Source organism: Ruegeria sp. CDSB013 (assembly GCF_059611165.1).
In genome coordinates this window covers 436,786-460,310 of record NZ_JBXWPA010000001.1, presented here as the reverse complement: position 1 = coordinate 460,310, position 23,525 = coordinate 436,786, and the positions used below count along the sequence as shown (strand labels likewise).

At 56.5% G+C, this 23,525-nt stretch carries 25 protein-coding genes; 14 read left to right on the top strand and 11 right to left on the bottom strand.

The features are described 5' to 3' along the window. Positions 1 to 56 precede the first annotated feature (56 nt). The gene (gene pyrC, locus AC2FJF_RS02290) at positions 57 to 1,094 is read left to right on the top strand and encodes a dihydroorotase (protein ID WP_496722577.1); all 1,038 of its coding nucleotides are present in this window, start codon (positions 57 to 59) and stop codon (positions 1,092 to 1,094) included. On the opposite strand, the gene AC2FJF_RS02285 is transcribed toward pyrC, so the two are convergent. Both AC2FJF_RS02285 and AC2FJF_RS02280 read right to left on the bottom strand, forming a co-directional pair. Then, complete coding sequence (locus AC2FJF_RS02285) at positions 1,091 to 2,386, bottom strand: MmgE/PrpD family protein (RefSeq protein WP_496722575.1); 1,296 nt, start codon at positions 2,384 to 2,386, stop codon at positions 1,091 to 1,093. The two genes, pyrC and AC2FJF_RS02285, sit on opposite strands and share 4 nt — an antisense overlap. 37 nt (positions 2,387 to 2,423) lie before the next feature. Continuing rightward, complete coding sequence (locus AC2FJF_RS02280) at positions 2,424 to 2,870, bottom strand: type II toxin-antitoxin system RatA family toxin (RefSeq protein WP_058271887.1); 447 nt, start codon at positions 2,868 to 2,870, stop codon at positions 2,424 to 2,426. Between the two features lie 71 nt (positions 2,871 to 2,941). Here AC2FJF_RS02280 and hpt point away from each other — a divergent pair, with 71 nt between their 5' ends. Next, positions 2,942 to 3,484, top strand: a complete 543-nt coding sequence (hpt, locus tag AC2FJF_RS02275) for a hypoxanthine phosphoribosyltransferase (protein ID WP_058271886.1) — start codon at positions 2,942 to 2,944, stop codon at positions 3,482 to 3,484. Positions 3,485 to 3,615: 131 nt separating this feature from the next. Beyond that, positions 3,616 to 3,975, top strand: a complete 360-nt coding sequence (locus AC2FJF_RS02270) for a hypothetical protein (protein ID WP_496722572.1) — start codon at positions 3,616 to 3,618, stop codon at positions 3,973 to 3,975. Between the two features lie 4 nt (positions 3,976 to 3,979). Here AC2FJF_RS02270 and AC2FJF_RS02265 read toward each other — a convergent pair whose 3' ends face one another. After that, a complete protein-coding gene (locus tag AC2FJF_RS02265; protein ID WP_496722570.1) occupies positions 3,980 to 5,122 on the bottom strand; it encodes an amidohydrolase in 1,143 nt (380 codons plus the stop codon). Next, entirely contained in the window at positions 5,119 to 6,069 is a 951-nt protein-coding gene (gene lipA / locus AC2FJF_RS02260; RefSeq protein WP_496722568.1) for a lipoyl synthase, read from the bottom strand. Before lipA ends, AC2FJF_RS02265 begins: the two co-directional genes overlap by 4 nt. Before the next feature lie 263 nt (positions 6,070 to 6,332). On the opposite strand from lipA, the gene AC2FJF_RS02255 reads away from it, so the two are divergent. Beyond that, positions 6,333 to 6,881 carry a peroxiredoxin gene (locus tag AC2FJF_RS02255; protein ID WP_496722566.1) on the top strand — a complete coding sequence of 183 codons (549 nt, stop codon included), beginning with the start codon at positions 6,333 to 6,335 and terminating at the stop codon, positions 6,879 to 6,881. A gap of 47 nt (positions 6,882 to 6,928) precedes the next feature. Here AC2FJF_RS02255 and AC2FJF_RS02250 read toward each other — a convergent pair whose 3' ends face one another. Together AC2FJF_RS02250 and AC2FJF_RS02245 are read right to left on the bottom strand one after the other, a co-directional pair. Further along, a complete protein-coding gene (locus tag AC2FJF_RS02250) occupies positions 6,929 to 7,852 on the bottom strand; it encodes a hydrogen peroxide-inducible genes activator (protein ID WP_496722565.1) in 924 nt (307 codons plus the stop codon). A 52-nt stretch (positions 7,853 to 7,904) separates the two neighbouring features. Continuing rightward, a complete protein-coding gene (locus tag AC2FJF_RS02245; protein WP_496722563.1) occupies positions 7,905 to 9,014 on the bottom strand; it encodes a DUF6456 domain-containing protein in 1,110 nt (369 codons plus the stop codon). A 198-nt stretch (positions 9,015 to 9,212) separates the two neighbouring features. Between AC2FJF_RS02245 and AC2FJF_RS02240 the strand changes: the two genes are divergently transcribed. Next, complete coding sequence (locus AC2FJF_RS02240) at positions 9,213 to 9,554, top strand: DUF6477 family protein (protein WP_496722561.1); 342 nt, start codon at positions 9,213 to 9,215, stop codon at positions 9,552 to 9,554. Here the strand turns inward: AC2FJF_RS02240 and AC2FJF_RS02235 are convergent, their stop codons facing one another. Together AC2FJF_RS02235 and AC2FJF_RS02230 are read right to left on the bottom strand one after the other, a co-directional pair. After that, on the bottom strand, positions 9,555 to 11,099 hold the full coding sequence (locus AC2FJF_RS02235) for a trimethylamine methyltransferase family protein (protein WP_496722559.1): 1,545 nt from the start codon (positions 11,097 to 11,099) through the stop codon (positions 9,555 to 9,557). Positions 11,100 to 11,232: 133 nt separating this feature from the next. Then, on the bottom strand, positions 11,233 to 11,673 hold the full coding sequence (locus tag AC2FJF_RS02230) for a GNAT family N-acetyltransferase (RefSeq protein ID WP_496722557.1): 441 nt from the start codon (positions 11,671 to 11,673) through the stop codon (positions 11,233 to 11,235). 91 nt (positions 11,674 to 11,764) lie between these two features. Between AC2FJF_RS02230 and guaA the strand changes: the two genes are divergently transcribed. The 9 genes from guaA (at position 11,765) to AC2FJF_RS02185 (ending at position 21,036) form a co-directional block, all read left to right on the top strand. Next, positions 11,765 to 13,324: a glutamine-hydrolyzing GMP synthase gene (gene guaA / locus AC2FJF_RS02225; RefSeq protein ID WP_496722555.1), complete on the top strand. Its 1,560-nt coding sequence runs from the start codon at positions 11,765 to 11,767 to the stop codon at positions 13,322 to 13,324. Between the two features lie 97 nt (positions 13,325 to 13,421). Further along, positions 13,422 to 14,327 (top strand): DMT family transporter, encoded by a 906-nt coding sequence (locus AC2FJF_RS02220; protein ID WP_496722552.1) that lies wholly within the window; start codon positions 13,422 to 13,424, stop codon positions 14,325 to 14,327. Between the two features lie 121 nt (positions 14,328 to 14,448). Next, the gene (locus tag AC2FJF_RS02215) at positions 14,449 to 15,576 is read left to right on the top strand and encodes an OmpP1/FadL family transporter (RefSeq protein ID WP_496722550.1); all 1,128 of its coding nucleotides are present in this window, start codon (positions 14,449 to 14,451) and stop codon (positions 15,574 to 15,576) included. Between the two features lie 104 nt (positions 15,577 to 15,680). Further along, entirely contained in the window at positions 15,681 to 16,577 is an 897-nt protein-coding gene (locus AC2FJF_RS02210; RefSeq protein ID WP_496722548.1) for a DMT family transporter, read from the top strand. Between the two features lie 49 nt (positions 16,578 to 16,626). After that, on the top strand, positions 16,627 to 17,499 hold the full coding sequence (locus AC2FJF_RS02205; RefSeq protein WP_496722546.1) for an ATPase: 873 nt from the start codon (positions 16,627 to 16,629) through the stop codon (positions 17,497 to 17,499). Positions 17,500 to 17,538: 39 nt separating this feature from the next. Then, positions 17,539 to 18,456, top strand: coding sequence for a homoserine O-acetyltransferase MetA (gene metA / locus AC2FJF_RS02200; RefSeq protein ID WP_058271457.1), 918 nt, complete (start codon positions 17,539 to 17,541; stop codon positions 18,454 to 18,456). Continuing rightward, positions 18,446 to 19,399: an alpha/beta fold hydrolase gene (locus tag AC2FJF_RS02195; RefSeq protein ID WP_496722544.1), complete on the top strand. Its 954-nt coding sequence runs from the start codon at positions 18,446 to 18,448 to the stop codon at positions 19,397 to 19,399. The genes metA and AC2FJF_RS02195 overlap by 11 nt, the downstream gene beginning before the upstream one ends. A 49-nt stretch (positions 19,400 to 19,448) precedes the next feature. Further along, complete coding sequence (gene ppk2, locus AC2FJF_RS02190) at positions 19,449 to 20,318, top strand: polyphosphate kinase 2 (RefSeq protein ID WP_496722542.1); 870 nt, start codon at positions 19,449 to 19,451, stop codon at positions 20,316 to 20,318. A 103-nt stretch (positions 20,319 to 20,421) separates the two neighbouring features. Continuing rightward, complete coding sequence (locus AC2FJF_RS02185) at positions 20,422 to 21,036, top strand: TetR/AcrR family transcriptional regulator (RefSeq protein WP_058271885.1); 615 nt, start codon at positions 20,422 to 20,424, stop codon at positions 21,034 to 21,036. Positions 21,037 to 21,044: 8 nt separating this feature from the next. On the opposite strand, the gene AC2FJF_RS02180 is transcribed toward AC2FJF_RS02185, so the two are convergent. The 3 genes from AC2FJF_RS02180 to AC2FJF_RS02170 form a co-directional block, all read right to left on the bottom strand. Continuing rightward, positions 21,045 to 22,103, bottom strand: a complete 1,059-nt coding sequence (locus AC2FJF_RS02180) for an adenylate/guanylate cyclase domain-containing protein (protein ID WP_109311633.1) — start codon at positions 22,101 to 22,103, stop codon at positions 21,045 to 21,047. Next, complete coding sequence (locus tag AC2FJF_RS02175; RefSeq protein WP_199528462.1) at positions 22,100 to 22,468, bottom strand: group I truncated hemoglobin; 369 nt, start codon at positions 22,466 to 22,468, stop codon at positions 22,100 to 22,102. Before AC2FJF_RS02175 ends, AC2FJF_RS02180 begins: the two co-directional genes overlap by 4 nt. Before the next feature lie 127 nt (positions 22,469 to 22,595). After that, positions 22,596 to 23,438, bottom strand: a complete 843-nt coding sequence (locus AC2FJF_RS02170; RefSeq protein WP_496722539.1) for a glycosyltransferase family 25 protein — start codon at positions 23,436 to 23,438, stop codon at positions 22,596 to 22,598. Positions 23,439 to 23,525: the final 87 nt, after the last annotated feature.

The window sequence follows — 23,525 nt, the reverse complement described above, 5'->3', positions numbered from 1 at the left end:
TCTGGGACCGAATTGAAGGTCTTTCACCGCCGGGTCCGCTGTGCTAGCGGAAGGCCATGACCGATACCCTCACGATCCGCCGCCCCGACGACTGGCATCTGCACCTGCGCGATGGCGCGATGTTGCAGGCCGTCCTGCCCGAAACCGCGCGTCATTTTGCCCGCGCGATCATTATGCCGAACCTTGTGCCGCCGGTCGTGCGCGGCGATCAGGCTGCCGCCTATCGCGACCGGATATTGGCCGCGCTACCCGAAGGCATGACGTTCGAGCCGTTGATGACCCTGTACCTGACCGAGGATACGGACCCCGATGATATGGCAGCAGCCCATGCCAGCGGTTTGGTCAAAGCGGTCAAATTGTACCCGGCGGGCGCAACAACCAACTCTGCCTCGGGCGTGCAGGACTTCGACAAAGTGCGTCCGGTGCTGGAAAAGATGGCCGAGATCGGCCTGCCCTTGTGCGTACATGGTGAGGTCACCGACGCCGAGATCGACATCTTCGACCGCGAAGCTGTGTTCATCGACCGCGTTCTGGATCCGATCCGCAAGACCACTCCCGGACTGCGCGTGGTTATGGAGCACATCACGACCGCGAACGGTGTCGATTACGTCAAATCCAATGACAAGGATCTGGGTGCAACGATCACGGCGCACCACCTGATCATCAACCGCAACCATATCCTCGTTGGTGGAATCAAGCCGCATTACTATTGCCTGCCTGTCGCCAAGCGCGAAGAACACCGTCTGGCGTTGCTGGCGGCTGCGACATCGGGCGATCCGCGGTTTTTCCTGGGTACTGACAGCGCACCCCACACCGACGCCAACAAGGAAATGGCCTGCGGGTGTGCGGGGTGTTTCACGGCGACCAACACAATGTCACTTGTCGCGGAAATGTTTGACCGTGAAGGCGCTTTGGACAAGCTGGAAGGCTTTGTTTCGCTGAATGGCCCGGCTTTCTATCGCCTGCCGGTGAACGAGGAAACCATCACCCTGACCAAGGGCGCACCAGTAGAATACCCGAGCAAGATCGAATCCGATGACGGACCCGTCACAGTGTTTGAACCGGGTTTCCCGTTGCACTGGCGCGTGACTTAACCCGCCAGCAACGCAGACAAATCGCGGGCGCGGCCTCCGGTGCGCAGCATCGACCAGATCGCGTCCGCGTCATCTGCCCCAATCAGCTTGTTGGCTTTGCCGCGCACGCGGTCCTCACGATCTGCCAAAGTCATGGGGGCCAACAGGTCATGCGTGGCCTCGCGCCTTGCCCCATCCCGGCGCAACAAGGTCAGCTGCGCCTGCGTTTCCGACAAACTGTCATCCGCTTCGACAGAAACTCGGTCCCGCAAGGATACTAGCCGCGGGTCGGCGCATATCTTGTCCGAATAGCTGCCAGGCAAGGCCGTATCATACCCAAGCGCCTGCATCGCAATCACGGTTCGATAAGAGAACTTGGCTCCCAGCCCGGTCGACGGGGACATCTGGTTACAGACACTCATCCATCTCGGGTGCGTCTTGATCTTGATCTCGGCGACTTCCGGTTCGGCGATATCCAGGTCGCGCGCCGCCTCAAGTGCTGCGTGCAAACCGTGACAACACGCATGATACTTGTGACTGACGCTTTCAAAAAGCCATTCCGCACCCAGCCCATCCAATGAGGCTGCAATGTCAGACTGTCCTTTATGTGTCGCGCCAAATCCATAGGACCCTTCCAGCGCGTCTGAATTGGGATCGAATCCCGATGCCACCAACAAAGCGGCCTCAACCCCGGCAGAGGCCGCCAGACCCGCGTTATAAGGTTTTCCCATCGTTCCGAATTGCGCCTTCAGACCGGCAGCCCGAGTCGCTGTCAGGCCCAGAACTTTTCGCATCAGTTCGACGTCGAACCCCAGTATGCGCCCTGCAGCGACAGCCGCACCAAATGCGCCAGACGTGGCGGTCTGGTGAAAGCCCGCCTGATAGTGTTCGCGCCCCAGCCAGAGGCCGATCCGAATGGACGTCTCCATCCCAACCAGCGCGGCCTCAAGGAAATCGACCAGAATACGGTCGTCCCATTCGCTTATGGCCAGCGCCGCCGGAAGGACGGCAACCGATGGGTGGCCAATATGGGCGAAATGCGTATCATCATAATCCAGAGCATGCGACACGGTTCCGTTTACCAATGCAGCACCGCGCAGGGGTGCCCCACCTCCGCCAAAAAGGCGCGCTTGTTCCGCACCCTCTTCGCCAAGCACAAGGTCGCGCACTGTCCGGGAAACAGGCTCATCAACTCCGGCACGCCCGACAGCAATCCAGTCCAAAACAGAAAGAGACGTAACGACCCGCGTCTGCAAAGTCGTCTTGATATGCCCCGCCGCGAAGGCTGCCAGTGATGTGGTAAAATCGGTCATGGGCGCAGTCTAGCGACCGCCAACCCGGGGTAAAGACCTAGCTGTACAAGTCCTTCGCGCGGGTCTCAAAGGCCTGAACGATCCGATGCATAGCCTCGTTGAAGACCACGCCGATGATCCCCTGAAGGATCGCGTTCTTGAATTCGAAATCCACGTGGAACGTGATGTTGCATCCGCCATCGTCGGCGTCAGCGAATTGCCAGTCGGATTTCATGTATTTGAAAGGACCGTCCAGATATTCAGTGTCGATTCTTTTCTGATCGGCAAACAGTGTTACCCGGCTGCCGAACCGTTCGCGAAACACTTTGAACGAGATCACCAAGTCTGCCTCCATGACTTGCGCCTCGCCCGCCGCATAGGTCCGACGAATGCGGGCGGCTGCGCACCACGGCAGAAACTCGGGATACTTTGCCACGTCCGCGACCAGCTCGTACATCTGCTGAGCAGTGTAAGGAAGGTGACGTGTTTCCGAATGAGTAGGCATGGCGTCCGGTTTTTCAGGTGACAATGGCGCGTCATGTCGTATGTTGCGCGCCAAAGATCAAGGGGGCAGCGATGAGCGACCGCGCATATGTGATAGATACGATGATCTCGGCCAAGGCGATTGCAGCCCGAATCGAGGAATTATGCCGCGAAATCACGGCAGAATTCGGAGATACCGACAAGCTGATCGTGGTCGGCCTGCTGCGCGGCAGTTTCGTCTTCATCGCGGATCTGGTGCGCGAGCTGGACCTGCCGATCGAAGTCGATTTCCTCGAAGTATCCTCGTATGGAGACGCGATGGAAAGCAGCCGGGAAGTACGCATTCTCAAGGACTTGCGCGGTGCGATTGAAGGGCGCGATGTTTTAGCGGTCGAGGATATCGTCGACACCGGCCACACGCTGAACCACGTTACAAAACTCTTGCGCAGCCGCAAGCCAAGCCGACTTAAGTCCATTGCCTTGCTGGACAAACCCAGCCGGCGCGAGGTCGATTTCCGTTCCGATTGGATCGGCTTTGAAATTCCGGACGAATTCGTTGTGGGTTACGGGATCGACTACGCGCAGCGCAATCGCAACCTGCCGTTTATTGGTAAGGTTCGTTTTGTCGAAGACTGAGAGGGGCAAAAACAAACCCAGATTCCAATAGTCAAAGTAGCTGCGCACCTTTGCATTCACTTAATTGAATACCATTGGACAACGCCCTCAACAACAGATTACCCTCCGACCATCTTGGGAGGATTCTGCTTATGAAAGTAATGTCTATTGGGCTTCTGGCGACTTGCGCCGTCGCCGCAATGGTTGGTCTTGCGGACGCAAAAGACAACAAGGGCAAAGGGAAAGGCCCAGACAAGTCGAAAATCGAAAAGTCGATAAAGACCAATAATGGCGTTGGTGTACCGTCCGGACAGATCAAGCGTTATACGCGAGGTCAGAAACTCCCTAACGATCTGAATTTTGACTATCTTGATGACCTGGACGGCTGGAAGTTGAAGCCTCTACCCGCCGGTCAGCGATATATCCGCGTGGATGACGAAATCCTGTCGATATCAGATGACACTAAGACAGTCATTGATGCCGTTGGAATAGTGAGCGATCTCGTAAACTGAAGTTTCAGCCATTAAGTGATCGAATTGCGGCAACAAATACGTCTACTCCTACCGAGATAAGTGCATCTGGGAAATCATAGTCAGGGTTATGCAATTGCGGATGATCCTGCCCCGCGCCCAACCAGAACATCGCCGTTTTCGCGCCTTTCCCAAATTGCCCGAAATCTTCTGAGAACTTTTGCGGCGTCTCTGTTGAATGGCACGGTACTCCACGCTCGGCGCAGGCCGTTGCGATGATGTTCACCGCGTCGCTGTGATTGACGCAGGCCTCGAAGACATCGTCATAGGTGATCTCAACACCCAAACTGTCGGCGGATGCGGCGCGGCGCGCCAGCGCTTCGGCCTCGGTGACCAGCGTTTGCATCCGGGCGTCTGAAACAGTACGCAAGGTTACCCAGATCTCGGCCTGCCCCGGAGCGACGCCGAAAGTCGGCTCTCCCAAACGGGCATGCGTCACCGTTGTCAGCGCAAAATCAGCGTCCAACGCGCCGCCTGCGCCCAAACCTGCCAGTTGCAACATCAATTCAGACATTGCCCGAGCCGGGGAATTCCCATCCTGAGGCGCAGCCGCATGGGATGTCTTGCCGGTCAGGATTATCTTCATCCCGCGCGAGGCGCAGTTAGCCGAACCCTGACATAACTCAACGGCACCAAGTTCCAATCCCGGCAGATTGTGCAGAGAGAACACGTAGTCCGGCGCGATCTGCGCGAATTGGGGGTCCGTGCGAAAGGCGATGGCGCCCTGCCCGGTTTCCTCAGCCGGTTGAAAGATCAGAACCACCCGACCCTTATTAGGTCGCTGTCGCGCCAGGTCTTCGGCAACGCCAAGCACCATCGTCATGTGCCCATCATGGCCGCACAAATGCCCTTTGCCCGGAACCTTCGACACATAGGGGTGCGTGCCAAGTTCTTGAATCGGCAGTCCGTCCAACTCGCACCGGATACCCACGGTCGGCCCAGCTTGCCCACTGTCAAAAACCGCGGCAACACCGTGCCCCCCCAGTCCGGTAAGCACATGGTCCGCACCGAATCCCTGCAACAGCTCTGTCATGCGGGCAGCGGTCTCACGCTCCTGCCCGGAAAGTTCGGGATATTGGTGCAGGTCGTGGCGCAGGCGTGTCAGCCGCGCGTGCGCTTCGGGTGTCACCCTTGTTCCAGCTTTTTCTGGCGAGCCTCACGCAACCGGGCAAAGTCATCGCCCGCGTGATAGGATGACCGGGTCAGTGGTGTCGCGGACACCATCAGGAACCCTTTGCCATAAGCTGCCTTTTCATAGGATGCGAACTCTTCCGGCGTCACGAACCGATCCACACCATGGTGCTTGGGCGTGGGCTGCAGATACTGGCCGATGGTTAGAAAGTCGATATCGGCGGCGCGCATGTCATCCATGACCTGCCGGACTTCTTGCTCGTTCTCACCCAAGCCGACCATGATTCCTGATTTAGTAAAGATCGACGGGTCCAGCTCTTTGACACGCTGCAACAACCGCAACGAGTGGAAATAACGCGCACCGGGACGCACTTCGAGGTACAGGCCGGGTACGGTTTCCAGATTGTGGTTGAACACATCCGGCTTGGCCTCGACGACAGTCTCAAGAACGGAAGAATCACATTTAAGAAAATCTGGTGTCAAGATTTCAATCGTCGTCTTAGGCGACCGATGCCGCACCGCGCGTATCGTCTGCGCGAAATGGTCGGCACCTCCGTCCTTCAGGTCATCGCGGTCAACCGACGTGATCACGACGTGGTTCAGGCCCAATTTTTCGACTGCGTGGGCCACACGACCTGGTTCAAAAACATCCAGATCATCAGGGCGGCCTGTCGCGATGTTGCAGAACGTGCAACCGCGGGTACAAATCTCGCCCATGATCATCATGGTGGCGTGGCCCTGGCTCCAGCATTCGCCGACATTTGGGCATCCGGCCTCTTCACAGACAGTGACCAGATTGTTTTCGCGCATGATCTTGTGCGTCTCAGCATAACCCTTACCGCCGGGTGCCTTGACGCGTATCCACTTGGGCTTTTTTGGCTGCGCATTGTCTGGACGATGCGCTTTTTCGGGATGACGTTGTTCTGGGATCTTCAGATCACGCACGGCTGGCTTTCCTGACTTTGGGTCAATTTGCTTTGCCCTAACATAATACGCCCGCGCAGACTATGCCACCCGGGTATACCCGCCATGCACGGTACGTTTGCACTCGCAGAAAATAGCCCGGAACTTCAAACACTCTAGGCAGATTAACTTTCGTTTGCAGCCACCTAAAGTTATATCGCAATTGCAGCATTTCTGGCGTTGAAGGCGGTTTAGAACTGTTTTAAGTCACCATTAATTCTAATGTGAATCACAGGAGCCCGTAGATGAAAACCGGCGCAAAACTGCCTTCCGTTACCTTCCACACCCGTGTCCGCGACGAAGCAATCGAAGGATCCAACCCGTTCCGTTGGGAAGACAAAACAACCGCGGATTACTTCGCGGGCAAGCGCGTTATCCTGTTTTCCCTGCCCGGTGCGTTCACACCCACGTGCTCGACCTACCAACTGCCCGGTTTCGAAAACGGTTATGCCGACTTCACCGCCAAGGGCATCGATGAAATCTACTGCATGTCCGTGAATGACAGCTTTGTCATGAACAAATGGGCAAAGGATCAGGGCCTTAAAAACGTCAAAGTCATCCCTGACGGTTCGGGCGAATTTACCCGCAAAATGGGCATGCTGGTCGACAAGGAAAACTTGGGCTTTGGCATGCGTTCGTGGCGCTACGCTGCCATCGTAACGGATGGTGTGGTCGAAGCTTGGTTCGAAGAGCCCGGCCTGATGGACAACTGCCCAGAAGACCCCTATGGCGTTTCGTCCCCGGAAACCCTGATGAAGCACCTGGAAGAAGCCAAAGAACCGGCACTGGCATAAGAAGTGTCAGGCTGACGTATCAAAGGCTCGCCTCTGGCGGGCCTTTTTTAATGACGGGTCTCGGTTACAATATCTTCGCCAACACGCCGGATGACTTCCGCCAGACTGTCGAACCAGTCTTCATGTCCCGTCGAAAGGCGCCGGACCAACCCCACCGTCCGCGCAGGCTGCGGTGCCCCGAACCGCATGAGCTTGAGCCCCGGAACTGCTTCGGTTTCCGAGCGCGCCGCGAGTTCAGGCATGAGTGTCAGACCAAACCCTTCGGCAACCAATCGCGACAGAGTCGCCAATGAGGACGCCCCCATATTGATCAAACCGCTGCTTCTGTCCTGACCACAGACCTCAAGAGCCTGATCCGTCAGGCAATGCCCGTCATCCAGCAACATCAACTGCGCGGTCTGCAGATCCACCGGGCGCAAGGCATCCGGGTCTGAGTGTACTGTCCCAAGCCGCCCCGCGCTTCCGGCAAGCAGAAAGCGATCCTCGAAAAGCGGCAATTCGAACAATTCGCTGCCACCGGCCGGCAAGGCCATCACACCGGCATCGATTTCCCCGGCCCGCAGCATGGCCAGCAAGCGCTCGGTCCGGGCCTCGCGGATCTGCACCCGCAAGGAGACGTCAGCTGTTCGCAGCCCGGCAAGCACTCCGGGTAAAAGATATGGGGCTATGGTCGGGATGATCCCAATCGCCAAGGACCGATGCCCAACGGAATGATCCTTTGCGAACTGGTCCAGACGGTCTGCCGCGCCAAGCACCTGACTGGCGTAGTCCATCACATCGCGCCCCAATGGCGTCAGCAGGATGTCGCGGGCCTGACGTTCGAACAGCGGCCCGCCCAAAGTCTCTTCCAACGCTTTGATTTGAACCGACAGCGCGGGCTGCGAAACATGGCAGACCTGCGCTGCACGGCCAAAATTGCGCTGATCCGCCACCGCATTGAAATACTGAAGCTGTCTGAGGGTAAAATTCATAGGCAATTCCTATCACTACCCCCTGAAACCTCAACTGCGAATTATGGAATTTCTACCCAATCAGGCGAGTTTTCTCTGCTTGATCTTCGTAATGGCGCTTGAGGCGTTGCAAGGCGATGCGCAACACGATCTTCCCGGAACGCGCCGACCAGCCCATGCGTTTTTCAGCCAATTCGAGCCCCTCAAGGTAACAGCAGCACCGCAGTGCCACGTCGCTTAACCCCGGTCCCAGATCCGACAGGGCACGTTCAACCCGAGCGCGCGCGTCTGACGATCCCTGGCCTGCATACGTTCCATTTGCGAAACTTCCCCGCCCCCCGGCAGTTAGAAAGTGATCCCAGTTTTGGGCAACCTGCGGACCGATCTGCGACAGTTCAAAGTCTTCGCGCAGCCGTTCCCCAGCGCCGACCAGAGTTTCGTCGAGAAAGGGCTTTCCGTCCTTGTCCCGCCTGCGCGCCAACGCGATCAGCGGGCTTTCGGCAGCACTGTACCGAATACGTCTGGCGCCGTGCGACGACCTGTCCTGTCTTTGTTCGCCATGCCCCTGAAACGGCGATTGCGCCTCGGCCATGCCGAACTCGTTTCTGGCGCGCGCTTTGTTCTCGGCCTCGGCGATCAGTTGGCTTAAGGCCGACCGCCCAGAGGAAGAGATGCGATACCGGGAAATACGTCCGGGATTATCGCAGGATATCCAATCATTCAGAGCCAGCGCTTGCGCAATCGTGCAATCGACGACTGCGGTTCTTGCGGTCCCGCTGTCGCCGGTGTCCCGAACGACCACGGCCTTGTCCATCTCTTCCGCCACGGCCAGAACCGCGCCGGTTTCGCAAAGGCGGCGCAGTATTCGAAGAGCTTCGCGGTTAAACTCATCGTCCTTGCTTGTTGCATCGTTGGCCTGAACCCCCAAAGGCTCGTTCAGGGATCCTGCACGCCCCTGTTGATCCGTGAAATGGACCTCTGCCAGCGCCTGCAGCGCAGCATCCACCAATGGATCGTCGCGGCGCATTTCAATACGTCGGATCTGTCTGAGTATGGTTGACGCATGGCACCCCACAGATCGCGCGATGTCGCGGATCGATTGACCGGTTTCAGTATGCGCCAGGTATCTCTGCGCCCCTTCAGGCACCCACGCCGGAATGGTGAAAGCCATGTTTTCTTGCATAGTTACTTGCCCTCGTCGACAAAACAATCGGTTCTCAATCGCCCCCGGTGAATGTGTTAACCAATCCTAACTAGAGCCGCTTTCGTTACTCGTTCGTTAACCGGGAGAGACAACAACCAGATTTGATTCAAAATCATAAACACTCATGAAGTCAGAGTTCGGAGGGAACCCGCACAAGGCAACACTCGTTTAGGTTGTGTGACAAATGGCTTTCTTCTGTTCAACCAAGGGATCACCGAAATGCAGGACCTGATGACCATGATTACAACGCTCCGCCGCCCACGCCTGTTGGCTCGGGCCGCAAAAATTGGGGCGCAGGAGTATGATCGGGATCGGCATCTTCAGCGTGTTCTGGGATACGGATCACTGCCCGGCACAGGGTCTGGGCTGGTTCGTTTGTTGGAATTGGAACGAGAGGTTAACGCCCAAAGACTGGCCGAAGACGCCGCCTATTCGTTGGTCCGCCATCTGGACCTGCTGATCGCGCTGTTGGGCGAGGCGCAACTGTTCAAAGCCAGTCGCGCCGCGCAATATCAATGATCAGGTGAAGGCATCCGGCATGGAAGCTTTCTTTTCCGCCACGTATGCGTTCAATGCTTCGTTGACGGCGGGATCGAGTTGCGGTTGCTGGTAGTTGGCCAGCAGATGCTCGACCCGCGACGTGGCCAATTGGCGTGTGTCGCGCCCGCCTTCGTCTTCCCAGGTCTCGAAGGGTTTGTAATCCAGAACATCGGACTTCCAGAACGCTTCTTTGAAATTCGCCTGCGTATGGGCGCAGCCCAGATAGTGGCCGCCGGGGCCAACCTCGCGGATCGCATCCATCGCCTGCGCATTCTCATCATATGCCACGCCTTTGGCCAGGCTATGCAGAACACCCAACTGGTCGGCATCCATGACAAACTTTTCAAAATCGGCCACCAGACCGCCTTCAAGCCAGCCGCAGGAATGCAGCATGAAGTTCACACCAGACATCAGCCCCATGTTCAGCGAGTTCGCGGTCTCATAGGCCGCCTGTGCGTCAGGCAGTTTCGAGCCGCAGAACGACCCGGCCGAGCGGAACGGCAGATTCAGACGTCGCGCCAACTGGCCCGCTCCGTAGGTGACCAACGAAGCCTCAGGTGTACCAAAGGTCGGTGCACCAGAGTTCATGTCGATCGACGACACAAAGGCACCAAAGATTGCAGGTGCACCCGGGCGGATGATCTGACTATAGGCCACGCCGGCCAGAACTTCGGCCAGAACCTGCGTCAGTGTCCCCGCAATCGAAACCGGTGCCATCGCACCGCCCACGATAAAGGGCGAGATGATGCAGGCCTGATTGTTCTTCGCATAAACCTCAAGCGCGCCCATCATCACATCGTCGAAGGTCATCGGCGAGTTGATGTTGGTCAGCGAGGTCATCACCGTGTTTTCCTGAACGAACTCTTTGCCGAACAGAATCTCGCACATCTCAACCGAATCCTGCGCGCGGCTGGGATCGGTGACCGAGCCCATGAACGGCTTGTCCGACAAGGTCATGTGCGCCATCAGCATGTCCAGGTGACGCTTGTTCACCGGAACGTCGGTGGGTTCGCAAACAGTCCCGCCCGAATGGTGCAACCACTTGGACATATAGGCCAGTTTCACGAACTTGTTGAAATCTTCCATAGTCGCATAGCGACGGCCACCTTGCGCGTCCCGCACAAAAGGCGGGCCGTACACCGGGGCCAGAACCAGATTACGGCCACCGATGACAACCGATTTTTCGGGGTTACGGGCGTGCTGCGTGAATTCGCTGGGCGCGGTTTTGATCAGCTGACGTGCCAGACCACGCGGAATGCGGACGCGTTCACCATCGACATCGGCGCCAACATCTTTCCAGCGCTGCAGCGCGGCTGGGTTGTCGACAAAGTTCACGCCGACTTCGGCTAGAATGGTTTCCGCATTGGTTTCGATGATTTCCAACGCTTCTTCGTTGAGAACCTCGAAGTTCGGAATATTCCGTTCGATGTATTTCGCCGTTTCGATGCGAACCGCGGTACGTTCGGCCCGGCGGGCGGCGCCACCGCCACCTCTTGCCCGACGCCGGGTGTTTGCCTCTGCCATGAGAAGATCCCGTCTAATGATTGAGTTGATCAGTTTGTTACAGCAAGCATTTGGGGCAAAGCATCTAATTTACGGCGCTATAGGGGGAAAAGCGACATCTGCATAAACCAAAACCGTCAGGCACTTGCTCTGATCACGTAAGTTCCTTCTCCATCAGGATGGTCTTTCCGCTCACCTCTTTCTCGTGCCACCCTAAGTAGAGATACATGGAGACTGTCGCTTGCATTAATTTATGCGTTCGCAACCTGAGCTTAGCGGTGCCCGTTCCCTTGGCTTTTTGTTCAGCTATTTCGATCAACCGCCTCGCCAACCCTGCCCCTTGTGCCTTTGGCGATACGGCGAGGTTAAAGATCATCACCGCAGAATCGACCTGGTCAAAAACAATAAACCCGACGATGTCTTCATCCTTCGCGGCAACCCAGGCCTGATGCGCGGCGATGTCGTCGCCAACGCCGTCCGTGACATCGGGCAGATCAGGAATATCGCGCAATGCCTCCGCATAGGCCGCCGCAATGCAGGTTGTGACCGCTTCGGTATCAGCAGCACTTGCGCGGCGTAGTACGATCTCGGGCATCTCGCGCTCTTTCTGTATTATCCTGAGGCTCAATTGCACAAATGACGTCATAGCGCTTGCACATGCAAGGCTTGCGACCTAATAGCCAACCATGACCCAAGACACCCATGACCGCCTTCTGATCATCGACTTCGGCAGCCAGGTTACGCAGCTTATTGCGCGCCGCCTGCGCGAGCTGAATGTCTATTGCGAAATCCACCCCTATCAAAAAGTCACAATGGACTTTGTGCGGGAAATGGCCCCGAAGGCCGTGATATTCTCGGGCGGTCCTGACAGCGTGACACGTGAGGGTTCGCCCCGTGTACCGCAAGAGATCTTTGATTACGGCGTTCCAATCCTTGGTATCTGTTACGGCCAACAGGTGATGATGCACCAGCTGGGCGGCAAAGTTGAAAGCGGACACGGCACGGCCGAGTTCGGGCGTGCGTTTGTTACCCCGCAGGCAAAGCTGGATATTTTGGAAGGCTGGTTTTCGGACGGTGACGAGCAGGTCTGGATGAGCCACGGCGACCATGTCAGCGAAATCGCGCCCGGCTTCACCGTTTACGGCACCTCACCCAACGCACCTTTCGCGATTACAGCGGACAGCGACCGTCACTTCTATGCGGTTCAGTTCCACCCCGAGGTGCACCATACCCCAAAGGGTGCCATGCTGTATGAGAATTTCGTCAAGCTGGCCGGGTTCAAGGGCGATTGGACCATGGGTGCCTATCGCGAACAAATGATCGAAAAGATCCGCGAGCAGGTCGGCGACAAACAAGTCATCTGCGGCCTGTCCGGTGGCGTCGACAGCTCGGTAGCGGCGATCCTGATCCACGAGGCGATCGGTGATCAGCTGACCTGCGTCTTCGTCGACCACGGGCTGTTGCGCAAGAACGAGGCCGAAGAAGTCGTCGGCATGTTCCGCGATAATTACAACATCCAGCTGATCCACGCGAACGAAAGCGATCTGTTCCTTGGTGAACTCGAAGGTCAAAGCGACCCCGAGACCAAGCGCAAGATCATCGGCAAGCTGTTCATCGACGTGTTCCAGAAACACGCCGACACAATCGACGGCGCCGAATTCCTGGCGCAGGGTACCCTGTATCCCGACGTGATTGAATCTGTGTCCTTCTCGGGCGGCCCCTCGGTCACGATCAAGTCGCACCACAATGTAGGCGGCCTGCCCGAAAAGATGGGCCTAAAACTAGTCGAGCCGCTGCGCGAGCTGTTCAAGGACGAAGTCCGCGCGCTGGGTCGTGAGTTGGGCCTGCCCCAGAGCTTTATCGGCCGCCACCCATTCCCCGGTCCCGGCCTGGCGATTCGCTGCCCCGGCGAGATCACCCGCGAAAAGCTGGATATCCTGCGCGAAGCGGATGCGGTCTATATCGACCAGATTCGCAAGCACGGTCTGTACGATGACATCTGGCAAGCCTTTGTGGCCATCCTGCCCGTGCGCACGGTGGGCGTCATGGGCGATGGTCGCACCTACGACTACGCTTGTGCTCTGCGCGCGGTGACATCGGTGGATGGCATGACCGCAGACTACTACCCGTTCAGCCACGAGTTCCTTGGCGAAACGGCCACACGGATCATCAACGAGGTCAAGGGCATCAACAGATGCACCTATGACATCACATCAAAACCACCCGGAACCATCGAGTGGGAATAATGCGAAAGCCGGGCTCTGTCCCGGCTTTTTTGTTTTTCACGCCGTGAAAAAATCGATAGCAATCAATTTGGTATAACCAAAATCTACAGGCGCCCGGATGGAAACGGCCAGACCACAGATCGGCAAGGCAGCGCTCTGGATGACCGGGGCGATTGCCTCTTTCTCGTCCATGGCAATCGCGGGCCGCGAACTGAGCGTGACCCACGACACGTTCGAGATCATGTTCTATCGCAGCCTCGTCGGCATCTGCGTGGTCGCCCTGATCCTGACTCTGACGCGAAAGTGGCACCAGGTTTCGACTGAACGGATCGGCTTGCACGGCATCCGGAACGTATTGCATTTCACCGGGCAAAACCTCTGGTTCTATGCGGTCAGCGTCATTCCGTTGGCGCAGGTTTTTGCGCTGGAGTTTACCCAGCCCATATGGGTCATACTGCTGTCTCCACTTCTATTGAAAGAGCGCCTGACGACCGTGCGCATGTTATCGGCGCTGATTGGCTTTGCTGGAATTCTTCTGGTCGCCCGGCCGGGCACCGTGCCTCTCAGTGCAGGTGTGATGACCGCTGCTATGTCCGCTGTTTTCTTCGCCTTAACAACGATATCGACAAAGTCCCTCACTCGTTTTGCCAGCATCGGATGCATCATGTTCTGGCTGACAGTAATGCAAGCCGTGCTGGGGCTGATCGCATCGGGTATCGACGGACAAATCACCCTGCCCTCGGCAGGCACAGCTCCGTTTTTGTTACTGGTGGGACTGGCCGGGCTGCTGGCGCATTACTGCATCACAAATGCGCTGGCGATTGCCCCGGCAACCGTTGTGGTGCCGTTTGACTTTGCACGCCTGCCCACAATCGCGGTCATAGGTATGGTTCTGTATCACGAACCGCTGGATCACTGGACTCTATTAGGCGCTGCGGTAATTTTCGTAGGTATTTTCCTGAACGTTCACGCCGAGAATCGTAACAGTTTGGCAACACCTCTACGCGACACTCAACACAAGTAACGCACGGTCACCAGTTGACGATAAGGTAAAGCTCAAGAAAATAACGAGCACCACAATGCAGGTCAGCCCGCACCACATATCAACAGGCGCTGACCTCCAGGAGACCTAGAGGGAGGAACTAATGAAAAAAGCGCTTCTACAGGCGTGTGCGGTATGCGTTGGCGCAACCGGTGCTTACGCAGGCGGTCTTGATCGCAGCGGCCAGGGCGTCAACATTCTGTTTGAGGAAGGTTCTGTTGTTCAGTTCCGTTTGGGTTACGCAAACCCCGACGTGAGCGGTGAGCAGAACGGTGTTGATTCCGGAAACATCGCCAAAAGCTTCTGGACACCACACCTAGCGTACAAGCATTCGTTTACCGATCAGTTGGACTTTGCTCTCATCTATGATGAGCCGTACGGTGCCGATGTCGAATACCCGTCGAACTATCCTTTGTCGCAGAACCCCTTGGCCGCTTTTGGTGGTCGCACCGACGTTTTGCGCGCTAAAGCGGATGTTGATGCGATTACTGCCCTGGTTCGTTACAAGTTCGATGGCGGCTTCAGCGCAATCGGCGGTATTCGCGCACAACGGGCCAAGGCAACCGTTGCTGTCCCGGTTGTTGCCGGTTACGAATTTGAATCCGGCTCTGAGGTTGACTTCGGTTACGTCATAGGCGTCGCATGGGAACGTCCCGAGATCGCGGCACGTGTCGCACTGACCTACAACTCGAAAATCACACACGATTTCGACTCGACAGAGTCCATCAACCGGAGACCACCGCCCGTCCCCGCACCGCTTGTGACCGCACAGACCGAAACCGAAGTTGTGACGCCTCAATCGGTAAATCTGGACTTCCAGACCGGTGTGGCACCTAAAACGCTGCTGTTCGGCTCGATCCGCTGGGTTGACTGGCCGCAGACAGTTCTGGCACCGCCGGTTTATACTGCCGCTGCGCAACAGAACCTGGTTGACTATGCGGACGATACCTTCACCTACACACTGGGTCTTGGCTACAAGTTCACCGAAGAGTTTTCTGGCGCGATCTCTGCGGGCTATGAAACGTCCTCGGGTTCTGCTGTTTCGAACCTCGGCCCCACCGACGGTTTCTGGAGCCTTGGCGTAGGTGGTACATACTCCTTCGAGCAGGCTCAGATTTCTGGCGGCATCCGCTATACCGACATCGGAGACGCGACCACCACAACAGGTGGCGAATTCTCGGGCAACTCGGCATGGAGCGTCGGCCTTCAGCTCACTTACACGCTGAACTGATCCCGCCTACCGAACCAACTACAAAAACCCCGCCACTTTCGGCGGGGTTTTTCTTTGCGCAAGTTTCGGGTCGAACATCGCCTTGGGGAATGCGAGAACGGGCTATGGAACCTCAAAAACACCTGTCTCCAAGGGCTTGGGCCGAACTGTTGCTTCTGGGCGTGATCTGGGGCGCATCCTTTATCTCGATCCGCGTCGCATTGGACACGATCCCCGTCATGACCTCGGTTCTGCACCGCGTATTCTGGGCGATGCTGGCGTTGTGGATCGTTGTCTGGGTTAAAAAGCTGAGTGTTCCTACCAGTCCGCGCATCTGGGGCGCATTCCTGATGATGGGGTTGTTGAACAATGCCATCCCCTTCTCGCTTATGGCTTGGGGGCAGCTTTACATCGAGACTGGCCTGACCTCGATCCTGAATGCCGCAACCGCTGTTTTCGGCGTTCTGATCGCTGCAATGTTCTTCAAGGACGAGCGATTGACCCTCGCGCGCGGAGTGGGCGTCGGTCTGGGATTTCTGGGTGTAGCAATTGCAATTGGCCTTAAGAATTTCGCAACTTTCAACCTTCAAAGCGTTGCCCAACTGGCAATCATCGCCGGAACAGTTTCTTACGCGTTGGCCAGCGCCTGGGCCAGAATCAAGTTGTCTGGCTTGTCTCCCATAGTTGCCGCAGCTGGCATGCTGACCGGCTCAACCATTCTGATTTTGCCTGTTTCCCTCGTGGTCGACGGGCTTCCCGTTTTGAACCTGCCGGTGATAACGTGGGCGGCCATTGCCTATTACGCTCTGATTGCAACCGCCGGAGCGTACTTGTTGTATTACCGCGTTCTGGCCATGGCCGGGGCCGGAAACCTGATGTTGGTAACGCTTGTCATACCGCCTGTTGCCATCGTTTTGGGCACTCTGGTGCGCGACGAAACCTTACCGCCGCAGGCCTTTTTGGGCTTTGCCGTGCTGGCGATCGGGCTATTGATTCTCAACTGGTCCCGCTCACGTGATTGACGCCGCCCCCTGCCCGTTTTAGCTAGGTCAGAAAAAGGGACAGCGGATAATGATCTACAGCTCGGCAAAGGACTGGCGCGAAGCGGCCCGGAAAAAAGTGCTGTTCTTCGGCATGTCTGGGCTGGGCAAGACCTATGTGTCGAACGTGCTGCGTGATTCCGGGGACTGGTTCCACTACTCGATCGATTACCGCATCGGCACCCGGTACATGGGCGAATACATCATCGACAATGCCAAGGCCGAGGCGATGAAGGTGCCCTTCCTGCGCGACCTGTTGCTGTCGGATTCGATCTATATCGGCTCGAATATCTCGTTCGAAAACCTGACACCGGTTGCGACCTATCTGGGCAAACCGGGAAACCCGGCGCACGGCGGGCTTGAGCTTACGGAATATCGTCGCAGGCAAGAACAGTTCCGCCTGGCTGAGATCCACGCCCTGCTAGACACCGAGTATTTCATCGACCGCGCCAAGCGTTTGTATCAATACCCGAACTTCATCTGTGATACCGGCGGGTCAATTTGCGAATGGGTCGATCCTGAGGACCCGGCTGATCATGTCTTGTCCGAGCTGTCCCGCCAAACCCTGATGATCTGGATTAAGGGCGATGAGGATCACACTGCAGAACTGATCCGCCGTTTCGATAAGGCCCCCAAGCCGATGTCCTATCAGGCAGAGTTTCTGACCCGGGTCTGGGACGAATACCTCACCGAACATGGTTACGCACCCGAGGACGTCGACCCGGACGCCTTTATCCGCTGGACCTATGCCCGCGCACTGGCGCACCGCCAACCGCGCTATCAGGCCATGGCGGACAATTGGGGTGTCACAGTCACCGCTGACGACATGCACAAGGTCCGCGATGCGGGTGATTTCGATGAGTTGATCGAACGCACCCTTGAGACCCGGACAAACCGGGCTTAATTACCGCCTCTACACAGTAACTCCAAAGGCTTGCACCTGATGCCGATCAAGATCCCTTCCGACCTGCCCGCTTACGACGTTCTCACCAAAGAGGGCGTCATGGTCATGGCTGCGGATCAGGCAATGCGTCAGGACATCCGCCCCTTGCGGATCGGATTGCTGAATCTGATGCCCAAGAAGATTCAGACCGAAAACCAGTTCGCGCGCCTGATTGGTGCCACGCCTCTGCAGATTGACCTGTCGTTGATCCGCATGACCGAACATCGCACCAGAAACACCGCCGCTGATCACATGGCCGAATTCTATCAACCGTTCCAAGAGGTTAAGGATCAGAAATTCGACGGCCTGATCATCACAGGCGCGCCAATCGAGCATCTGGAGTTCGATGACGTCACATATTGGGACGAAATGACCGAAGTATTCGAATGGACGCAGACGAACGTCCATTCCACCTTTGGCGTCTGCTGGGGTGGGATGGCGATGATCAACCATTTCCACGGCATCGACAAACAGGCGCTCGATGCCAAGGCGTTTGGTTGCTATCGGCACCAGAATCTGGCCCCTTCTTCCCCGTTTTTGCGTGGGTTTTCTGATGATTGCGTGATCCCGGTCAGCCGCTGGACCACAATGAACCAATCTGAGATCAACAGCGCGCCCGGCCTGACGACATTGTTGGGCAGTGATGAGGTCGGCCCCTGTCTGGTCGAGGACCCTTCGCATCGTGCGATCTATATCTTCAACCATTTCGAATATGACAGTGATACGTTGAAGCAGGAATATGATCGCGATGTCTCGAACGGGACACCCATCAACGTGCCGATGAACTACTATCCAGACGACGATCCATCACAACCGCCGCAAAACAGATGGCGCAGCCATGCGCATCTACTTTATGGCAATTGGATCAACGAGATTTACCAGTCCACACCGTTCAACATGGAAGACGTTGGTCATTAAAGTTCTGATATTCCTTGCCCTCGTCCTATCGGGTCTGATTCTGCTCACAGTCTGGCGCGCAGCACAGAATGAGGCTGCGGCTGAGGCTCGGTTTCCCCCCGAGGGTGAAATGGTGATGGTCGACGGTATCGCCGTCCATGCGGTGGTCATGGGCGACGGCCCCGATGTGGTTCTGATCCACGGATCCAGCGGTAACACCCGTGACATGACCTTTGCTCTTGCACCGATCCTGGCCGAGAACTTCCGTGTAATCGTGTTCGACCGACCCGGTCTGGGCTATAGCGATAGCTTCAATCCGGACGGCGAAACCATTGAAGAACAAGCGTTAATCCTGCAAAAGGCTGCAGCCAAATTAGGGGCGAAAAAACCTATTGTTGCAGGGCAAAGCTATGGCGGGTCCGTATCGCTGGCTTGGGCGGTCACCCGGCCCGACAACATTTCTGCCCTTGTTTTGATCGCACCGGCTGCGATCCCGTGGGAGACGCCGCTGGACGGTTTCAACAAACTGGCGTCGACTGAAGCGGGCAATACGCTGGCCCTGCCCCTGATCACCGCGTTTGTCCCTGAATGGTACGTGGAACAAGCGCTGGACAAAGTCTTTGCCCCGCAGACGGCACCCGCAGGGTATGCTCAGCATTTCGGCCCCGGCCTGACGATGCGACGCGCCTCGATGCATGCGAATGCCAAGCAACGGGCCAACCTGCTGGACGAAGTTCGCGCCCTGCAACCCCGATATGGGGAAATTTCCGTACCGACCGAAGTTGTTCACGGAACGGCTGACACCACTGTCAAGTTTGCCTGGCATGCAGAACAACTGGTCGACCAAATCCCTGACGCGGAACTGATCGAGCTTCCGGGTATTGGTCACATGCCGCAGGTTGTGGCTGCCCCCGAGGTCGCATCAGCTATCGACCGCGCGGCCGAGCGAGCGGGTTTGCGTTAAACCGCCAGCTAATCCATAGTAGGATATGGATTTTATGGCGAGGTAGCTAATGGCCCGTTCGGAAAAAGGTTCCATTGAAAAGTATTTCCGCAAGGACGCCCCGAAAGAGGTGCGATCAGCCATTGAAAACGCAAAGAAAGACGACATTCTAAACCCGACATATCCTTACGAAGAACGAATGAAGCGTAAGGATTACGACAAAGAGATGGATTTGCTGCAGATCGAACTGGTCAAAATGCAATCCTGGGTCAGGGAAACAGACAATCGCGTTGCAATCATTTTCGAAGGCCGCGATGCCGCCGGAAAAGGTGGTACGATCAAACGCTTTCGCGAGAACCTAAATCCGCGCGGCGCCCGCAACGTGGCGCTCAGCAAACCCTCTGATACCGAACGCAGCCAATGGTACTTCCAACGTTACGTTCAACATCTGCCTGCGGCAGGCGAAATCGTGTTCTTTGACCGCAGCTGGTACAATCGCGGTGTGGTCGAAAACGTCTTTGGTTTTTGCGAACCCGAAGAACGCGAACGTTTTTTCAGGCAAGTTCTGCCGCTTGAAACCGGACTGGTGAATGACGGGATCAAACTGTTCAAATTCTGGCTTAACGTCGGGCGCGCGGAGCAACTGAACCGCTTTCTGGCACGTGAGACAGATCCGCTAAAGCAATGGAAACTTAGCCCAATCGACATTGCGGGGCTTGGTAAGTGGGACGAGTACACGCAATCGATCTCGGAAAATCTGACCCGCAGTCACTCAGACCTTTGCCCTTGGACCATCATTCGCTCAGACGACAAAAAACGCGCCCGCATCGCGGCAATACGAACTGTTTTGCACGCGCTGGAATATGATGAAAAAGACAAGAAGGCTATTGGCAAGATCGATCCACTGATTTGCGGCGGACCCGAGGTGTTGGACGAGTGATGACATTTTCGCGCTCCATTGCTGCCAAGGGTTGGACGAACCGGCAGGCGTGGATTATGTCTTGGTTCCCCGGAACTTAAACAAAAAGGCTCGTGACACAGGCATGGCGAAACGCGGGTATCACCACGGCAATCTCAAGCAAGCCCTGATCGAGGCCGCTCTTTCGCTGATCGAAGAAAAAGGTCCGACAGGCTTTACCCTTTCCGAGGCCGCAAAGACCGCGGGTGTAACGCCTGCAGCTGTATACAGGCACTTTCAGGGACGCGAGGACCTGATTGCCGAGGCCGCCCGGCAGGGTTTCGAGATGTTTGCCGACTTGATGCAGTACGCCTACGACACGGGCCAACCCTCGGCCCTTGCTGCGTTTGAGGCAACCGGTCGGGCTTATCTGGCTTTTGCCCGCAAGCACCCTGGTCACTACATCGCCATGTTCGAAAGCGGGATTTCCGTTAACCGAACGCCTGAATTGGCGCTGGCCGCGAACCGGGCCAAGAGCGTCCTGGAGAAAGCGGCCGCAGATCTTTCGCAACACATCCCGCCAGAAAAACGGCCACCTGCGTCGATGTTCAGTGCTCATATCTGGGCCATGAGCCATGGCGTTGTTGAGCTTTATGCCCGAAACACAGGTGCCAGCTCTCCATTTCCGCCAGAGGATCTGTTGGAAAGTGGCATTGGAATATATTTGCGAGGTTTAGGTCTGGTTCCGCAGGACGATTGAGGTTCGAGCTAGAACCTGGGCCTTGGTGCCGGAACACTAAGGCCCGAGGTGACGTTAATCAGATCCATCTGCCCCATGCCCTTGATATCCACCGGCCCAATATCCGAGACCTGGAACTCGTCAATCAACGCGTATTTCATCTCTTCCGGGGCGACAATATTCATTGGGTTTGCAAAGACTTGCAGGCGTGAAGCAATGTTCACGGCCGGACCAAACACGTCGTAGACGTATTTCTGAATACCCACGACCGAGCCGACAGCCGGCCCCATTCCCAGACCGATCCGAGCCTGCCATTTATGCGGATGGCTTTCGTTGCGCCGTTCGAGATATCGCAAGAACCGCACCGCACAATGGGCCACGGCCGTCGCATGATCCGGTGTAGCGTCCGGCATACCCGAGACCGCCAGATAAGCGTCCCCGATAGTTTTGATCCGTTCGCACCCATATTGTTCGACGATCCTGTCGAAGGCCGTGAAAACATCGTTCAACTCGCTGAGTGTCACAGTCGGGTCGGTCTTTGCCGCAAAATCCGTAAAGCCCACAAAATCCAGCATCACGACCGAGACCTGATCGTAGAGCTGCGGCGTAACGACACCAAAGGTCTTGAACTCTTCGTACACAGCGCGTGGCATGAGGTTCAACAGCAGCCGTTCGACCCGCTCTTTCTCGCGTTCCAATTCGCGCGTGTTACGTTCGACCATGGTCGAATAGCTGTCGATCATGCTCTCAAGCTCGCGAATGCGGGTGATGTTCTGAAATTCGACCACCAGCACCTGTTCGGAAAGGCCGTTTGCCAAGGACACCGCGACCGCAAATATCAGCGTCCGGCGCTTGGGTTTGACCTGCAGCTCGACCGAATAGCGGAGGCCGGATTGTTTAACGTCTTCAAGCTCTTTTGGATCAAGGTCGGGAAAATAATCCAACAGGGTCTGACCTTCGGCCGGTGCCCCAAACCACTCGGTAAATGGACCGTTGTGAAACACGAAACCCAAATCCGAAGCCCGCACAACAGCGACGCCGACACCGATCGCGCGGAGCAGCTGTTCGTTTATGGCCAGAATACTCATGCGGCGTCGCGTGCCACGATGATGGCTCGTTTTGACTCGATGGCATCAAGGGCAATTTTTATATGCGCGTCTTCCATTCCATGCATCGACAGGGCTTCTCTGAAAAGCGCAGCCATCTCATCAAAATCGGCGTGAGAGATGTTCAGGTGACGATGAACCGCCTCGATCCTGTCATCGCTAAAGGATGCAGGTCCCCCAACCAGGGACGAAACGAACTTGGTCTGATGATCAATCAAACGGGGCATGTCTATGTCTTCGAAATGACCGCCGATCTGATCGGACTCCAACGCCATTTCGTAAAAGGTCATCACGATCCGCGAGATCGTTTTGAAACCACCGTATCTTTCGTAAATTGTCTGCCCCACGACACATAACCCAAACGTTATTCACCACTAACGTCACGAGATTATATCATATTGACAGTTTTGTTAACGCTTATGACGCGGCTGCAACGCGGGATGTCCGTTTAGGTGGCGTTGGTGAGGCTTGAATTTACACGCCCAGATCGTCGGCGCAGGGGATGAACCCGACATATCCCCCCTGTTCCAGCAATCGCGTCTGCCCCCCCATGCGCCAATACAGCTTGCGCCGCGCCGCGACCAATTCCCGCCGAAGGCGGAACCAAAGCGGCCCCTTATCCAGCCCGCTGTTGGTTTTCTGGTCTTGGGATCGTTCACTGACCTTCACCTCTTCGACCGTGTGATCTTGCTGTTTCGACCAGATCATCTGCACCCCAACAGCCGGACAGCACTGATACATCCGCCAATCCGACCGTGGGATGGAGACGAAATCATCCAGGTGATCCGAATACTTTTCGGACCAATTCAGCAGTTTCTGGCAGGCCCGCTGAGAAAGCACATAGGCGGCCGCACTCGGCGCCATTTCCAGCATGGGCCGGACGATTACGCCTGCGATATGCGTCTCTGGACCAAAACGAAGGGGCTTGGGGGAATAGTCCAGCTTCACCATGTCAAAGGCATTCGGGGCCTCTAACAGTGCAGAAATCACAGATCCTGCCTGAACAGACATTTCGACGTCATCTTCGAAAATGGCCACCGCATTCAGGCTTTGATCCACCGCAGTCTGCCAAACCGCGCGATGGCTTTCGAAACAGGCGACTTCGCTTTGCGTCAAACCCCAGCGACTGCCCGTTCCGGCAACATAACCACTGGCGTCCACGACTCCGGGTATCTGGGCATCCGTCGCGCTGAACCGGGTGGCACCCTCCAAGCCGGCATGATTGAACTGCGTTTCCATGAAACTGCGGCGCGCTGGAACCCGATCTAGATTGATAAAAAAGGCACCCGTCTCTGGTGGCAATTCCTGACGTCCCACGGCGTTTCCTTTCAAGCGGTTACGCCAGATACACACCGGTGAGGCGGACAATCAAGTCCGCGCTTGGGCAATAAGCATTGCGTTATG

Excerpts from the sequence above, each read along its gene's own strand:
- pyrC (WP_496722577.1), top strand. The coding sequence starts at position 57 with ATGACCGATACCCTCACGATCCGCCGCCCCGACGACTGGCATCTGCAC.
- AC2FJF_RS02285 (WP_496722575.1), bottom strand. The coding sequence starts at position 2,386 with ATGACCGATTTTACCACATCACTGGCAGCCTTCGCGGCGGGGCATATC.
- AC2FJF_RS02280 (WP_058271887.1), bottom strand. The coding sequence starts at position 2,870 with ATGCCTACTCATTCGGAAACACGTCACCTTCCTTACACTGCTCAGCAG.
- hpt (WP_058271886.1), top strand. The coding sequence starts at position 2,942 with ATGAGCGACCGCGCATATGTGATAGATACGATGATCTCGGCCAAGGCG.
- AC2FJF_RS02270 (WP_496722572.1), top strand. The coding sequence starts at position 3,616 with ATGAAAGTAATGTCTATTGGGCTTCTGGCGACTTGCGCCGTCGCCGCA.
- AC2FJF_RS02255 (WP_496722566.1), top strand. The coding sequence starts at position 6,333 with ATGAAAACCGGCGCAAAACTGCCTTCCGTTACCTTCCACACCCGTGTC.
- AC2FJF_RS02250 (WP_496722565.1), bottom strand. The coding sequence starts at position 7,852 with ATGAATTTTACCCTCAGACAGCTTCAGTATTTCAATGCGGTGGCGGAT.
- AC2FJF_RS02245 (WP_496722563.1), bottom strand. The coding sequence starts at position 9,014 with ATGCAAGAAAACATGGCTTTCACCATTCCGGCGTGGGTGCCTGAAGGG.
- AC2FJF_RS02235 (WP_496722559.1), bottom strand. The coding sequence starts at position 11,099 with ATGGCAGAGGCAAACACCCGGCGTCGGGCAAGAGGTGGCGGTGGCGCC.
- AC2FJF_RS02230 (WP_496722557.1), bottom strand. The coding sequence starts at position 11,673 with ATGCCCGAGATCGTACTACGCCGCGCAAGTGCTGCTGATACCGAAGCG.
- guaA (WP_496722555.1), top strand. The coding sequence starts at position 11,765 with ATGACCCAAGACACCCATGACCGCCTTCTGATCATCGACTTCGGCAGC.
- AC2FJF_RS02220 (WP_496722552.1), top strand. The coding sequence starts at position 13,422 with ATGGAAACGGCCAGACCACAGATCGGCAAGGCAGCGCTCTGGATGACC.
- AC2FJF_RS02215 (WP_496722550.1), top strand. The coding sequence starts at position 14,449 with ATGAAAAAAGCGCTTCTACAGGCGTGTGCGGTATGCGTTGGCGCAACC.
- AC2FJF_RS02210 (WP_496722548.1), top strand. The coding sequence starts at position 15,681 with ATGGAACCTCAAAAACACCTGTCTCCAAGGGCTTGGGCCGAACTGTTG.
- AC2FJF_RS02205 (WP_496722546.1), top strand. The coding sequence starts at position 16,627 with ATGATCTACAGCTCGGCAAAGGACTGGCGCGAAGCGGCCCGGAAAAAA.
- metA (WP_058271457.1), top strand. The coding sequence starts at position 17,539 with ATGCCGATCAAGATCCCTTCCGACCTGCCCGCTTACGACGTTCTCACC.
- ppk2 (WP_496722542.1), top strand. The coding sequence starts at position 19,449 with ATGGCCCGTTCGGAAAAAGGTTCCATTGAAAAGTATTTCCGCAAGGAC.
- AC2FJF_RS02185 (WP_058271885.1), top strand. The coding sequence starts at position 20,422 with ATGGCGAAACGCGGGTATCACCACGGCAATCTCAAGCAAGCCCTGATC.
- AC2FJF_RS02180 (WP_109311633.1), bottom strand. The coding sequence starts at position 22,103 with ATGAGTATTCTGGCCATAAACGAACAGCTGCTCCGCGCGATCGGTGTC.